This is a genomic window from Clostridium sp. AF19-22AC, from assembly GCF_003479085.1.
Classification (GTDB): domain Bacteria; phylum Bacillota; class Clostridia; order Lachnospirales; family Lachnospiraceae; genus Faecalicatena_A; species Faecalicatena_A orotica.
Map to the genome: position 1 here is coordinate 256,845 of NZ_QUGN01000004.1, position 14,617 is coordinate 271,461.

General features: G+C 42.3%; 19 protein-coding genes and 1 pseudogene. All 20 read right to left on the reverse strand.

What is annotated here, in order from left to right; genetic code table 11:
• Positions 1-930 carry a membrane protein gene (locus DWX43_RS06810; RefSeq protein ID WP_008724712.1) on the reverse strand — a complete coding sequence of 310 codons (930 nt, stop codon included), beginning with the start codon at positions 928-930 and terminating at the stop codon, positions 1-3.
• Positions 927-2,420: an ATPase, T2SS/T4P/T4SS family gene (locus DWX43_RS06815; protein WP_006567832.1), complete on the reverse strand. Its 1,494-nt coding sequence runs from the start codon at positions 2,418-2,420 to the stop codon at positions 927-929. The genes DWX43_RS06810 and DWX43_RS06815 overlap by 4 nt, the downstream gene beginning before the upstream one ends.
• Positions 2,414-3,226, reverse strand: a complete 813-nt coding sequence (locus tag DWX43_RS06820; protein WP_006567833.1) for an AAA family ATPase — start codon at positions 3,224-3,226, stop codon at positions 2,414-2,416. Before DWX43_RS06820 ends, DWX43_RS06815 begins: the two co-directional genes overlap by 7 nt.
• Positions 3,227-4,018: a Flp pilus assembly protein CpaB gene (cpaB, locus tag DWX43_RS06825; protein ID WP_006567834.1), complete on the reverse strand. Its 792-nt coding sequence runs from the start codon at positions 4,016-4,018 to the stop codon at positions 3,227-3,229.
• A gap of 193 nt (positions 4,019-4,211) precedes the next feature.
• Positions 4,212-4,619, reverse strand: coding sequence for an A24 family peptidase (locus tag DWX43_RS06830; protein WP_006567835.1), 408 nt, complete (start codon positions 4,617-4,619; stop codon positions 4,212-4,214).
• Complete coding sequence (locus tag DWX43_RS06835) at positions 4,609-4,830, reverse strand: DUF6133 family protein (protein WP_006567836.1); 222 nt, start codon at positions 4,828-4,830, stop codon at positions 4,609-4,611. Before DWX43_RS06835 ends, DWX43_RS06830 begins: the two co-directional genes overlap by 11 nt.
• Before the next feature lie 108 nt (positions 4,831-4,938).
• The gene (locus DWX43_RS06840; RefSeq protein WP_006567837.1) at positions 4,939-5,250 is read right to left on the reverse strand and encodes a hypothetical protein; all 312 of its coding nucleotides are present in this window, start codon (positions 5,248-5,250) and stop codon (positions 4,939-4,941) included.
• Positions 5,251-5,398: 148 nt separating this feature from the next.
• The gene (locus DWX43_RS06845; protein WP_173794383.1) at positions 5,399-6,262 is read right to left on the reverse strand and encodes a radical SAM protein; all 864 of its coding nucleotides are present in this window, start codon (positions 6,260-6,262) and stop codon (positions 5,399-5,401) included.
• A gap of 202 nt (positions 6,263-6,464) precedes the next feature.
• Complete coding sequence (locus DWX43_RS06850) at positions 6,465-6,761, reverse strand: hypothetical protein (protein ID WP_006567839.1); 297 nt, start codon at positions 6,759-6,761, stop codon at positions 6,465-6,467.
• Between the two features lie 188 nt (positions 6,762-6,949).
• Positions 6,950-7,393, reverse strand: a complete 444-nt coding sequence (locus DWX43_RS06860) for a hypothetical protein (RefSeq protein ID WP_006567841.1) — start codon at positions 7,391-7,393, stop codon at positions 6,950-6,952.
• 11 nt (positions 7,394-7,404) lie between these two features.
• Entirely contained in the window at positions 7,405-8,331 is a 927-nt protein-coding gene (locus tag DWX43_RS06865) for a ParM/StbA family protein (protein ID WP_006567842.1), read from the reverse strand.
• Between the two features lie 22 nt (positions 8,332-8,353).
• Positions 8,354-8,557 carry a hypothetical protein gene (locus tag DWX43_RS06870; RefSeq protein WP_006567843.1) on the reverse strand — a complete coding sequence of 68 codons (204 nt, stop codon included), beginning with the start codon at positions 8,555-8,557 and terminating at the stop codon, positions 8,354-8,356.
• Between the two features lie 14 nt (positions 8,558-8,571).
• On the reverse strand, positions 8,572-8,997 hold the full coding sequence (locus tag DWX43_RS06875; RefSeq protein WP_180215615.1) for a DUF6075 family protein: 426 nt from the start codon (positions 8,995-8,997) through the stop codon (positions 8,572-8,574).
• 26 nt (positions 8,998-9,023) lie between these two features.
• Positions 9,024-9,194 (reverse strand): annotated as a pseudogene (locus DWX43_RS06880) (helix-turn-helix transcriptional regulator); the annotation flags it as partial.
• A gap of 37 nt (positions 9,195-9,231) precedes the next feature.
• A complete protein-coding gene (locus DWX43_RS06885; RefSeq protein WP_006567846.1) occupies positions 9,232-10,317 on the reverse strand; it encodes a DUF6017 domain-containing protein in 1,086 nt (361 codons plus the stop codon).
• Positions 10,318-10,322: 5 nt separating this feature from the next.
• Positions 10,323-10,460 carry a hypothetical protein gene (locus DWX43_RS26910; RefSeq protein ID WP_006567847.1) on the reverse strand — a complete coding sequence of 46 codons (138 nt, stop codon included), beginning with the start codon at positions 10,458-10,460 and terminating at the stop codon, positions 10,323-10,325.
• A 319-nt stretch (positions 10,461-10,779) separates the two neighbouring features.
• Positions 10,780-10,935, reverse strand: coding sequence for a galactose ABC transporter ATP-binding protein (locus tag DWX43_RS06890; RefSeq protein ID WP_118619616.1), 156 nt, complete (start codon positions 10,933-10,935; stop codon positions 10,780-10,782).
• A 74-nt stretch (positions 10,936-11,009) separates the two neighbouring features.
• Positions 11,010-12,257: a substrate-binding domain-containing protein gene (locus tag DWX43_RS06895; RefSeq protein WP_118619618.1), complete on the reverse strand. Its 1,248-nt coding sequence runs from the start codon at positions 12,255-12,257 to the stop codon at positions 11,010-11,012.
• A gap of 123 nt (positions 12,258-12,380) precedes the next feature.
• The gene (locus DWX43_RS06900) at positions 12,381-13,871 is read right to left on the reverse strand and encodes an ATP-binding cassette domain-containing protein (RefSeq protein ID WP_118619620.1); all 1,491 of its coding nucleotides are present in this window, start codon (positions 13,869-13,871) and stop codon (positions 12,381-12,383) included.
• Positions 13,834-14,598 carry a histidine kinase gene (locus DWX43_RS06905; protein ID WP_118619622.1) on the reverse strand — a complete coding sequence of 255 codons (765 nt, stop codon included), beginning with the start codon at positions 14,596-14,598 and terminating at the stop codon, positions 13,834-13,836. The genes DWX43_RS06900 and DWX43_RS06905 overlap by 38 nt, the downstream gene beginning before the upstream one ends.
• Positions 14,599-14,617 lie beyond the last annotated feature (19 nt).

Below are 14,617 nucleotides of genomic sequence, written 5' to 3' on the forward strand. Positions count from 1 at the left end.
CTACCTCCTGTATTCTATCGGTTTTGTCAGCCTGACAACGACCGCAGTAGAGACAAAGATGATTGCCGCAGTAATGGCAAGTATCACCTGTCCCATTGGTGTGTGCATCAAAGTGTCATACCAGCTCTTGTTGAGAAAATAAAGCAGCGGGATATTACCAATCACAAAGATTGCCATCGTGATAAATTCTTTCCTCGGCTCCACAATCAAATATTCCAGTTCAGCATTGACGATACGGATATCGCTTAATTTTGTTACGATTGGTGTCAATGTTGTCTTCAAACTCCGATCATACTGACAATCACACAGGGCATCGCACCATTCGCGGAATACATCATTATCAATTTTCTCCCTCAACTCCTTTAGTGCTTCATGAACATCCGGATTTACTAAGTTGATCCGCACAATAAAATCCTGGAATACCCTCTGGACTGGCGGATTCAAATACTGAATATTTTCCTCTATCGCAGTTAGAATGTCCTCCGTCCGCAGATAGCCCGTCGTAATAACGCTTAATGCTGTCTCCAGCTCTGCGGCTACATTTTTTTTGTAATTACTGGCTGACAGAATTACATACCAAAAAGGGAAGAACATAAATCCAACAGCCATCACCGGAGCCAGAAAAAAATTTCCAATCATGATGGCAACCGAGGCCCCCACAGCAAACAACACCAGGGCGGCAGCACAAATAACCGAAAATTGCTTTTCCCTACCCGTCATTTTAAGTACCTGCTGTGCCTCAATGATTGCCTTTTTCAGAAATCTTGCTTTTTTCCTTTTTGTTACTGTATGGATTTCATTCCGAATATTCTCAGGTTCTTTTGCCAGAAAGCCGAACAGTCCATCTGTAAATTCTATTGGTCGAATCCCCAAAAGAAGAAATCCACCCACTATCATACCAAGGCATGCAAGAAGCTGTATACTTGTCAAGATTCCTCTCCTCCCTCTCCCTTTGAACGGAACCGGTTAAGTGTCTCCATTGGCATCCCATTCTCCAGCAAACGCTTATAAAGCCCATCCGAAATGGAATTCATTACCCTGTGTTTCCCATTAACCACAAAATAATCTCCTTCCAACTGGTTCTCCATGATCTCGTACTGATACAGTGGACGATATCTCCGTGTACCGTCAGGCTTTATCTCGCATTCCATAATCTCCATGATTACCCTCTGCCGGTTTTCCAACTGCTTACAAAAGACTATGATAGGGTATGCTTCGGTCACATATCCCATCAATGTCTCGTCCGACATATCCACGGCACGCTTACACAAGGACACCATACGGCGGTATGTAGCCTCACACGAATTGGAATGGATGGTTGTAACCACCGCCACACCAGTTCTTGCAGCTTCCTGGGCGGCGTTTGCTTCCGCCCCTCTCATTTCTCCGACCACCAGAATATCAGGATTAAATCGAAGCGCAATATCCAAAAGGGCAATCTGGTCAATTCGCTGCCGGTCATTCTCACTGTCTCTTGTAAGAGTGTGGACAACGGAATTTAACACTTTTCCACTTTCCTCCCTTATTAGATCAAGTTCACGGCTACCATTTTCAATAGTAAAAATTCTTTTCCGGTCAGGGATTGTAGTAAGCAACCAGCCGGCCACCGTTGTTTTTCCGGAACTTGTAGCACCTGCAACACACACCGAAATTCCATACCGAATACATTCACTCAAAAAGTCTAACATCTCTCCCGTGGCAGTTCCACCAGAAATAAAATCCTCCTTTTTCATACTCTGGGGATTTACGATTCGGATTGAAGCGGCAAGACCTACCTCTTCATCTACAACTGGAGTTTTTAACACCGCTATACGGATATTTTTAGCCAGTGTTCCAGTCACCACAGGACTTGCATCATCAAGGATAGTTCCTGAAACATGGAGCATCCTGCGGATCACATTAATAGCATGAGAAGGGCTGTCAAAATGTTCTTCCAACTTTTCAGTCCCACCACCGCTGTACTGGATCTCAATATCCTTCCAGCTATTAATGTCTATTTCTTCCACTCCCTCTCCAAAAATGTACTTTGTTAGAAAAGAAAACTCCGCCATTTCCGTGTATAGGTTGTCAACAAGTTCCTGATTTGACATTCCCTGAACTGCAACCCGGTTTTCCTGAACATATTTAGTAATGTAACGCTTCATCTGCCTTTTTACATCATCATTATTTCCATCAGTCAAAAGGGAGCTGTAACGGCTGGCAATGTGTTCCTGTACCTCCTGTAGCACCGTTGCAAAATCTTTCCCCTCCACGGCTGCAAAAAAGAGGTCATCTGCACTCTTACTCACCACTTCTACCGGCTCTCTTGCAACCGGCTCCACTGGGGCTGCCTGTGTTGGCATAAGTTCCTGCATCCGCGAACCCCACTCTGAATTTTTTCCCTCATTAAATACTCCTCGCGTCTTTCTTTCCCCTAACATCCATATACCTCCTTAACAATCTTATCTATTTCATTTTTAAAACCACGGCTTTTTTTCCCCTCCAGACCAATCAACAAATTCCCAGCCATCCCCTGTTCCGTAACTTCGGATGCAGACGGAATCTGAAAACTTACTTTTCCAAGCACCTGTTCCATATGGTTAATGGCTTCCTGCCCCTTTATGTTGTTGATCGTTTTTAAATGCCTCTCTATTCTCCATTTTGGTTCCTGAAGTAACGGTAACTGACTTGCCAGGTAACTGATAGATTTAAGGTCGCAATTTACTATCTGCAGAACAGCATCTGCTTCCATTAGAGAAACTGCCGATAAAATATCGTTAGATATATAACTGCTACAGTCAATAATAATGTATGAGGACAATTCCCGCAGCCCTGTAAGAAATTCCAAAGCCTGTTCCGCTTCATAGGGGGCATAGCTGTATTCATTTTCCCCTCTTAACATGCCAAGCATTGCCAGATACTTTATTTTTTTGTGGACAATACAGTTTTCTTCTATAAGCCCTTTTGTAACATGTGGCGCTGCCAGTACATTGCCAAGGGACCATATGTTTTCTAACTCGTCCATTGGACAGATACAAGGCATCATGGGTAAAGTCATATCGGACAGCACAAGAATTACATTTTTCTTCTTTTCCGCTAAGTGTTTTGCAATCTTCACAGAAACCGTAGTCTTTCCGCATCCAGGGCTACCCCAGACAGCCAGTATCTGGGCCTGATGTTTTCCCACCTCATGCACTTCCTCGCTCTCAGGCTGATTTGCGCGCTTTTTGATTTTAAAGTTCAGCATTTATTCTGCACTCCCTTCTATCTGTTCCTCGGGCTGTCCAGTTTCCGCTTCCGCCGCCTCCGTTTCCGGCGGGTAAAGTTCCTGCAAAGCATGTTCCTGCTCTGTAATAAACTTTGCTGCATTTTCTTTTGTTCCCCTGTATACAAGAGATATGTGCAGGTTCCCGTCCTTCTCCATCATGGCGAGTATCCTGCTCTGTTCCGGTGTTGCCAAGAGTGTCACCGTACTGGGCAGTTCCTTTTCCTCCGGGTCTTCTTCTCCTGTATTGGCATCGTAGCCACTGCCTGCAGTTACAGCAATAACTTCGACATATTTGAGTTCGGGAGGAATCACTGTTTCGCCTTGCTTCTGGTAGTCCGGTGCAATCACAGATACAATATCACCAGATTTGAGTTTTCCGGATAACCCCGTTGCAAAAGATTTGACCGACACGGATATTGCCTGTTTCTCTCCTGATAAATTATATAAGTAGGCATTCTCCGCAGCCGGTTCGTCTGCGACCTTGCTATTAATGATATAATCGCCTGGAGCCATATCTGCAGATGCATATTTCCCAATGACATTTTCTTTATTTTTCATGACTTCAGACGGCAGATTTAAACTTCCCACCTCAACAGTCCTGACCATATCGCCAGTGATTTTATCCCCGATTTTTATATCCTTTACCACCCGCACGATTTCTACCTTTTTACTGACCTCTTTATTAAATAAAGGGGTAACTCCGAAGCAAATGAGCAGTGATACCACAATGCATATTACTCCAAGCACGGTACGGCTTTTTAATATTTTCATACTTATTATCCATTCCTTTCAATCAAATCAAAATTATCGTTTTAAATGCGGCAGGGAATACCTGCCGCCGTGATTACCTCACTAAGTATCTCTTTTTCCTCCGGCATCTGTAAAATGCCAGGACAGCACCCACAAAGGTAATTGGAGCCGCTACACAAATACAATAAAATGCTTTTCTTTTCATTCCATCCTCCTATCCAATCAAATACCCCGCTGCACACCCAGCCGATAAAAAGGGTACTAACGGCACTGCGATAACCTGGGTTTTCTTACATATTTTCAAAAACACAGAATAAGCAAGTACCAGTAATAATCCCAAAATAGTTGCAAAAATCCCTGCTGGAAGTCCCAGGACAAGTCCTGCGGCTGCCATCAGTTTGATATCACCGCCCCCCATTCCTCCGCAAAAAACTGCTGCAAGAAGAAATGGGAGTGCGCTGAAAATCCCCCATAACTGTTCTGGACGAAAAGAAATAGCGGCGGTTAATGCAATTAGCATACATAACAGATCCGGCACGATTCTCTTCTTTAAGTCCGTGACAGATGCCAGCAAAAGCAACAGCAAAAATACAATTGTTTGAACTGCCTTTCTATCCAGCATAGTTAAACATTTCAGTAATACGCCGTGTTAATGTTGGCAGCACTGTATCACCAAACAGTGCATACAGCCCTGCCAGAAGCAGCGCTCCAATCACAACAGCCATTAAAATTTTGATGGCCGTATCAACGAACCCCTCCGCCTTATTGTTGTTAATAGCCGCTTTTACCTTCATTACCTTAGCGATCAGATAGTTTCTCATCTTTGTTTTCATTTACATACCTCCTACTGGTTTTCTAATTTAATTGATTTTCAAAAATAAAAACGGACTGAAGATCAGCCCATTCCATGTGTTTTTCTTAATACCCGCGCCATCATACTCTCAGCGGACTGCCCTGTTATTTTTACTCTTGATCGGGGCATTAACAAATTCCTGCAAGCCATGACCGCACGGTACGTACTGCCTGCGGTTTTCTTCACATAGAAAAATATCATATTTCTTGCCGCCGGCAGCTTTATAAAAAGCTTCATAATCATATGCATATTTTCTCCATGGTTCATCAGTGGATGTCATCCCTAGTTCCCGGTCATCCCGCAGTTTGCATGCGCGTTCCATAAAATCGCCATCTTTATCCTCAAATGTCCTTAATGGATAAAAATGATATCCACCATACTCAAAACTTTTTTTATCCAACGGTTTCCCCTTTTCTGCTAAAGTTCAGTAACCCACTCAAGTCATTTCCCTTACGATTTAGGTTCGTCACGAATCCGGTTCATCTTCACGCCCTTCCTGCCTGTCAGCATATATTTAAAGGAACTTTCATTTCCACTTCTTTATTTCATCATCCGTTATGTAATCGCAGATTACAGCAATCATCCTTATTTGGATTGAAGTTATCTCTCCAATACTCATAATGTTCTGTTACATCTTCGCAAACTGTTATCTCCGGTATCCTGATCTTCTTGATGATTTCCATCTTTTTTTCCAGTGGTAAGTGGCAGTATCCTCCTTGTTTTAACCTGTACCCACTGAAATCAACATCGTGCAGCCAGCTCTTGATCCAGCTATTGACACGCAAAAATTCCACAACACAGCGATTGATCCCTAATGAATTTAGGCTGTCAAAGTCCATGAAATCCTCAATCAAGGGGCTTAACCGGATTGACACATCATATCCCGCAGATTGCAATTTTTTTATTGCCTCTACTCTTTTTGATGGGATACTTGCTTTTTCATAGGTCAAAGCCTTGTTATCATCTAAAGTCGTGACCGTGATTTGTATATGGGCCAGATCCTTGTCCAAAATTTCCAGATATTCGGGCTGTGCGATCAAATGGGATTTTGTTACAATCAGATATCCAACACCACACCGGTTCATTTCACAGATTGTCTCATAAGTCACATGATGTTCCGCTTCAAAAGGCTGAAAGCAGTCTGTCATTCCACCCATGCGCAGGATGGTTCCCGGAGGTATCTTCCGAATCTTCCTCTTAATCTTATCAATATCTGCGATGCTCGGCGCTGATGGGTTCCAAAATCCACGAAAAGACAGAAGTGACCGTGCATAACAATAATCACAATCGTGCTGACAGCCACATCCATACGTATCCAGTCGTACACTGTATTTGCATTTGTCTCCTTCGTTACCTCTTACTTTTTTGTAAAAACTCTTATATTCGCTTCCTATTCCTCCTCTTCTTTTCAATTGGTTGGTCAACTTATTAATCTTTGGAAATGGTTCCCTTTATTGCGGAGTGTAGTACCGCCCTACAATCTCCTGGTAAAGCATCCAGACATGTTCTTTACACTACCCCGCTTCATTTATTTTTCATTATAAGTACCAAGAAAAGCGCAAAAAAAAGCAGGCTGACGAATCAGCCTACCACAGTGATACTCATTATTCACTATTACTTTAACATTTCTTCCATATCCGCTAAATCGGGAAGAATCAACTGGCATTCGCAATCACCATAAATTGCTTCTCCACATACCGGACATTCCTCTATATCACAGCCCAAATGGTGAAAACTCCCAAATGGCGCAAAACAATCTGGGCAGATATCATCTTCGCCAAATACATCCTCAAACCTTTTCTCTGCACCAAAAATGATACGCGGGTAACTCTTTCCATTACAATTGCATATCCCTATTTTACAACCCACATGTTCCAGCATTTCTCCGCCACAAATTTTACAAATAGCCATAATTGTACTCTCCTTGACTTATTAGGAAGGGGTTCCCATGTCTACTAAAAGCATGAAAATATGAAATACAAATAAAAACATACAGCCTATCACTTTGACACTAAATGATACAACTTTTAATATTGCATACGCAATTCCAAGTAATAATTTTCCTATAAATTTTATCATAGCACATAATATGGTCATATTCAATCTTCTCCTTCGTCTTCAAATCCAGTGAATGAACTATAGAAATTAAGCAGATTAAAATCCTTTTCTGTCGCCTGGTTCGCCGTCTCCGCTGATCGTTCACTCTCACTTTGGGGTTCCTGTTCCTCTTTTGCTTTCGTGTCACTTCCAGTAACTGCAGGAATAGTAGTCGTCTGCACTGATCTCAGTACGTCTTCCAATGCACGTTTTGTCAGTTCACGGAAGTATTCCTCTTGCTCTCTTATGTTTGAGAGGATACTTTCCAATTTCTCATATTCAGCCTTCTGCTTCAGATACTCTGAATAATAGATTACCGCCTCGGCAATATAGTCATTTTGAGAAGTAAACAGCTCCCGGTTGTACTCTTCCAGACAGGTAAGTGCCTGGAAATGTACCGGGTTATTTTTATAAAGCCGAAGCGTTGTAACATATTTATCGTCCATTTATGGCCTCCTTAACCGGCCATATTCTGCCTGGCCTTCCATATGCTCTTTAAAGTTTCTTCATATCCTCTTGCATTTGCATGTATATCCGGAATACAGATTACGTCCTTACCCTCGTTATCACCAAAATTCTGCATGATTGCGGCTCCTCCACCCATAAAGATTATTTTTTCCAAATGCAGATTGTATCCGTGCTTTTTTATCAAGCTATAGATGTATTCCGTATATTGGTTCAATGCCTTTCGGATTACACGAAGATAGGCTTCGTCACCCGCATATGTACCTGTCCGCATTATCGTTTCAATGATATATGGTTTGGCTTTTTCCCCAAACTCAGCCATTAATGCCTCATTTACATTGGATATACACTTTATTGTACCATTATTATCTATAATAGGCTGTGCTCCACTGGGTCGCATATTTTCTATTGGAACTCCATCAACGGTTCCTCCTCCTATATCTACCAGAAGGCAGGATTTTCCCTGTGTCTCTGCCAATATATCTGTGATTGCTGCAAACCCCTGCATATATACGCTCACGCCTTCCAGAAAGACATTGAACCCTTCTCCCTGATAACGAAAAGATAACTCCCTTTCCCTGCCCAAGTATTTCCTGAATGCTTTCATTTGCGATTCATACCACCTCGGTGGTAATCCTGTAGCCAGCCTGACCGCCGCCTGATTCTTTCCTCTGGCTTTCAATTCAGCGGCAAGTGATGCCAATGTGAGAATGTAGTAATCATCGTCCACTGTTTTATCAACTTTTGTATCCACATCTTCCCTACTGCCACCGATTGAGTAATACTTACCTTTAAACTCCAAAATCTGATTTAGATTACTGGGCTTCACCTTATTCTGTGTTACTGTAGACAAAAATGCGGTATTCGCCGTTTTCATCTGTCTGTTACCATGGTCGATTCCAAGTATTTCTCTATCCATAATGACTGTCTCCTCCTTATGTTTAATATTCTCCAGAATGTTCCAAAAGTTCGACTTCTTCAACCGCTTCTCCGAAACCCTCATCATCTTCCCAATCTGGTTCATGTTGCTTTAATATAATAACAAGATTTCCCTTGTCATTATTCTCAAAACCCACATAGCAATCTTCTGATTCTTTTCCTAACTGTAATAACTCCATGATTTGGTCAATCTTATACATTTTCATCGTTTCTACCTCCTCTATATGTCATAACGCAGTTTAACGGCTTCCAGAAAATATTTTGCATATGGGCAATCAAAGATTTCTTCAACAGCATAATCTGAACTGTCTTCCCCTATATGATATCCTTCTATTGAATCGTCCCGTTTTACTTCCTGCGAAAATCCAGTATAGAGGTTAATCGCCAGCCGTGTTACCTTCACAGAAGCAGATGTCTGCCACCCAGCGAATAAAACCAACGGATTCACCTGAAAAGTTCTTTGATCCACAATATTTGAAAAAGCTGCCCTTGTCTTGTCACAGATACCAAGAGTATATATCATAGCAATTTCTTCACTGTCCCTGCGTGAATTTGGAAGTTCCCGCACCTTTTCATAAAAGAAACGCTCATGTGCTTCATCGGCAAATACTATGTCCATTACCTCCAGCTTGTTAATATCAAACATATTTTCCTCCACTTCTTATTTGGCAGTTATAATTCCTGCAGGATAGATTCAATATTCTCGTTAAATATCTTTTGCAAGACTAAAATGACTTTGTAGGACGGCTTTTGTTGCCCGTATTCAATTCTCTGATATGTGCGGAGACTGATATCCAGCTTGTCCGCCAATTCCCACTGTGTCAAATTCTTCTCTATGCGTAATTGTCTAACCCTAGTAACTGCTCATCACCCCCTTTGCTCATGCATATTGAGGGGAGATGTCACCATTCATCACCACTTGATTCATAACGGAATTACTTAATGTGAATGTCGCATTATATAAGGCGGTTAGCAACACTGCACGCATATTCCTGATTTTTGTTTTCGTCTCTGACAGGTTATTTAAAATAAACTGTATTCTAAACATATCTAATTTCCAAAACACCGATTTAACAATGGCTGTTGGTTTTTCTTCCTGGTTAATACGAATCGTATCCTTCGTTGAAGTCAGTACGTCAACTGCAATTCCCACAATTTCATCCAGACGATCAATATCAAAGGGACGATCAATACATAACGCATCGTATCCAATCTTTTCTCTAAATGCCTGTAACGTTTTTTGATAGGACTGGACTGGATTGGTATAATCTGTCGTTGAAATATCTGTGTTAATATCTGTATTTGTCTGCCTGTTACCAGATAGTGCTGTACCTTCTGAAAAGTGGCACCTGCTATTTTGCGGCGTGGCAGGTATCTCTTTTTTGGGTGATACCCTCTCTCTTTTTGGGGAGACAGCTCCCTCACCAATGACTGCCATCTCACTATTATTCACAGTAAAGCACTGTCCTTCAACGATTTCCTCTACAATGTCTTCCCCCCTGTCTCCCATAGAAGGGATAGGGGCATCATAACAGTGCGGATACGTTAATTCTTTCAATTTCTCAACAATCAACTCAATATACAGTACATTATTTACAACAAGTCCATTCAAGTTTATTGTCCTGAATACTCTTTTTATTACGCCTAATTTCTCCAAAAAGATGATTGCATTAGTAGCTTCTTTTTTACTCAATCCAAACTGTTCCGCAATCTGTTGATAACTTCTCTGGAGTAAATCAGCTTTAAATTTTTTACGAATTGCAATGATCTGTCCAGTGCTTTCGTCCCTCAATTCAGTAGGACGATACCAATAGACAATATCTGATAATATAACGATTGCAGCCAAATGCGGTTTTCCCGTCTCTTTAACAATCGTCTTATACCATGCTTGTGGTGTAATGTTGCCGGTAATACTGATTTCGGCACTTGCATCTACGATTCGATTTCCTGTCGTATACTCTCGCATCACGCTCACCTGCCCTTCTTTTCAAGAGAAGTACAGATGGTGCGTAATCTTTCGTCTGATTTCTTTGCTGTCACAGCCAACGAAATACTTACGACCATTGGCAACACTATCAAAAAAATAATCACAATAAATAGTATCTGCATACCCTTTTCCTCCTAAAATGCATAAGAGGACTAAGGTCAGCTAACAAAGTTGCTTCACTTAGTCCTCTATATTCATTTATTTTTAACAGCGCTGTTCTCCCGAAAGAGAGTTTTTACTTCGGACGAAGCAAAAGAAAAGGATATTTGGAATAGGACTAAGTATAAGCAGGTCCCAAACCACCCGGTTGCGACCCCTAGCCTTAAAATATCCCACTCTTTGGAAAACGACACTGGATTTTTAATGAAAAAGCAGTTCGATTGTGGTATAATAAATTAAGACCAAAGTAGCCGCAAACCCTTGATTTCATTGGGTTCCTTGCTAACTTGGTCTTATTATAACACGGTCACCTGCACCGTTTTCACCGAGCAGCGCATGTACCTCTCCTTCGCAAAAATCAATGGACATATCATCCAGGGCTGTAACACCCGGATATTGTTTAGTTATATTTTTTAAAGATAATATTTTTATTGCCATATTCCACCTCTGACGTATCAGGGTGGCCGGAAGAACCGGTCACCCTGTATCCTGCTTTTCTATTGTTCAGATTGTTATTCAAAAAAGTCTTCGGTGTCCGGAAGCTGCGGGCAGTCTGTATAATATACTGTTTTTATCTCACTGCCATCATCATTTGCAGTCATGTAGCTGATGGGCTCCATTGTATATTCCGGAAGTTCTTCACCCTTTACCATCGCCTTTGCATCTTCCTGAAGCGTCGCAATCAGGTCGCCGGAAGCCATAACACCGCGCAGGACACTTGTGTTGTCAGAACTGCTCAGAATAAGGTCCCTGTTCGTATCTGTCAGATCAGAACAAAATACTGCAATTTTATCCACAGATGTTGTAATTCTGCTGTCTTTACACAGTTCACGGATTTTCGTATCAATAGCAGCCCCGGTATCGCCGTAACTCATCACTGCTTTTAAATCTTTTTCTCCCATTGTTACCGCATTTTCAATCGCATTCTGCGCCTCGGTTGAGTCTGTTCCTGCACTGTTTCTGTTTGAATATTCAATCAGCTTAATCTTTTCATTGTAATAAGGATTCAGCTGGGCATGTCCGTCCTTATCAAGCAGGAGTCCTCCCGTCGGTTCCTCCACCGCCGTTTCTTTCCCGTTTTCATCCAGATAGGTCACCGGACTGCCTTCTTCTTTTACGAATTTAATCGATGCCGTATCACCCTCTCTTAAAAACTTCTCCCCTATCATGCGCATGCCGAGGCACCGTTTAATTGCATTCTCATTAAATGTGGATTCTACAATCAGAACTCCAACCTCCTGTGCCCCTGCATCCGGATAGTTTTTATCCGCCCATTCTGAAACCATTGCCGACATCATTACACCCATCTGGAACTCATCGCTCCCTACATAAACATCCGCCCCCCCATCGCCGGGATAGTTATTGCTCATCAGTGTCTTTACGCCTGCTTCCCGTGCTGTCTGTAATGCATCATAATAAGTAGGGCCGTCCCCGGCCGGAAAGATGTAAATAATATCTGCACCGCTGGTGATTGCATTCTGGATCTGGTTTAGCTGATTGGTAACATCATTTGCACCATCCAGTACCTGTACTGTTGCCCCTGCATCCTCAAATGCGCTCTGTACCGCGGCTCCCACCATTGTACCAATATAATAGTCAGCCGCATTCGCCAGAGAAAGTGCCACACTTACCTTCCCGTCACCCGCCTTTTTTTCAGGCGTCGTTGTTTTGACATCCCCGTCATCTGTCGTCCCGCATCCTGCAAGCATGGATAAAACCATTGCTCCCGTCAGTAAAGCTGCTAAAACTTTCTTTTTCATTGCTTCCTTCCTCCTGTAATAGTTTTCTTATATATTTCCTCTATCTGTCCTTTATTTTAGTGTTTTGTCCTTTCTCCAACAATGTAACAAAATACAGAATAGGTGGCAGATTTCTAGGGTGTACTAAATCTTAAAGTAATCGCACAGCTGCGGATAAGTGAACCTGACTATTTTTCCATCATCCCCGGCAACCAGAAAATAGTCTGCAAGGTCACAGAATTTTTCAAAGGAGGATGCACAAATGCAGACGGACCGTTTTCCCTCTGCCATTTTTCGAAACTGCCTCTTCATCATATCTTCCAATTCGAAACTCATGACATTGTCTACATTAGAGCATACAAGGAGTTTCCATCTCTGAAGCTTCAGCCGTTCCAGATAGACGGCCATTTTCTCCGCATATGTCAATTTCTTCCCATCAGAGCAAAATCCATCCTCTTCCCTATACTGTTCTAAAAACAGCCGTTCTATTGTTCTTGCTTTTACAGGATCTACAAACCCCAGACGTGAAATTCTCTGATAGGATGAAAGACACAGGTTATCCCTGATTTTTAGACTTTCTATTATCATATTTTCTTCTGACATGCTGGCAGTCTGGATATCCCTGCAGTTTCTTTTTACCCGTTTTCCCGCAAGATAAAAGCTTCCTTCGTATGACGCTTTCCCTTCCAGCATATGTATGAGCTGTTCTGCACGTCTTGCAAACGGGTCTGCGAATACGACGATCTCACCACAGCCGATTTGGAAATTCCACTCTTCGTTTTTTACTCTGACATTCGCTGCCCTGAAAAAAGGGGCCTGTTTTCCTGGTCCTCCCTTTTTCCCTGCATTTACTTTTGACATAGTCCGTTCCGGCCTGCCAAGCAGAATCTGCATTTCATCAATCTGTTTGCGCCGGACATTTTCCACTACCTTAACTGCACGCTCGTTTACTATAAAAAGACAGCGGTCTGCAAGCCGCTGCAGATTTTCCAATTTACATCCGCTGATCATAAACGATATTCCCTTGTGCCGGAGCTTTTTAATTACACCATAAAGTGCCCCGTAATCGGCTGCTGTATATGGTACCGTTACATCATCAATTAAAATCAGTTTTGCTCCTGCCGCATAAGCCTTTACCAATTCCACTTCATGGCGTTTAACACAGCTAAGTTCATAGACTTTATCATAAGGGCTGACGTCCACTCCCAATTCCTCCAGACAGCATTTGGCCTGTTTTTTCATTGCCAGCCAGGGAACCCACAGGTGTTTCTGCCTCTGCCTGCGAATAACAAAAATATTTTCAAGTACAGAACAATACTCAACCAATGACGATTGCTGCCCAATGCGGTATATTTTCCCTGAGCCTGCCCACTCCTTCACATCCTGTGTTTCTTCATAGAAAGATATTCTGCCTGATTCGGCTTTCTGATTTCCTGTCAGAAAGTCAAATAAAAAAGATTTTCCTGAATTATGAACACCGACAACGCCAAGCACTTCCCCCTCGTAAAGATTCATATAGATATTTTTCAGGTCACACCCCGTGCTTCTTTTCATATTCAGGTTCTGTACCCTTAAAATCTCTGTTTTCATTTCTGCATCAATCCCTTCTGCCGCTTGGTATATGTATCTCCACATCCGTACCTATCCCCTTTATACTGGAGATATAGAGTCCATACTCATCACCAAACATCAACTGGATCCGTCGGTTCACATTCGGCATTGCAATTCCGTTATGCCTGCCTTCGGTATTTCCAAGCATATCAAAATTCTGGATACGCTCGTTCAGTTCCCGTAAAACTTCCGTTTCCATTCCTGCTCCGTTATCCGAAATTGTAATATTGACGCTTTTTCGTGTAGATATCATTTCAATCCTGATGACCGCCTCTTTCTTAGTTCTCTCAAAGCCATGAGCTACAGCATTTTCCACAATCGGCTGCAAAGTCATTTTGGGCAGGACAGCCTCCATCACCGTGTCATCCTCATGGTCATAAACAATGTCAACTGCAAACCGGTTATGGAACCGGAATTGCTGGATACTGAGATAGTTTTTTACATTCATGAGTTCCTCACTCAGTGTTGCAATATCACTTTTAGAGCTGATGCTGTAACGGAAATAATTAGCCAGCGCCTGCGAGATTTCTTCAATTACTGGTGCTTCATCCAAAATTGCCTGTCCTCTGATGCCTTCCAGCGCATTATACAAAAAGTGAGGGTTGATCTGGCTTTGCAGGCTGGACAGGCTGGCCTCTTTCTCCATGATCTTCTGCTGCAGCTCCAGATTCATTTCTTTCTGAATTTCCTGTGTCCTAAGCCTGATCAGTTCATCCAGCCCTTTTTTCGTTAAAACGTAAAACCTCTTCATTTTTCTGCCTCCTGCGTTC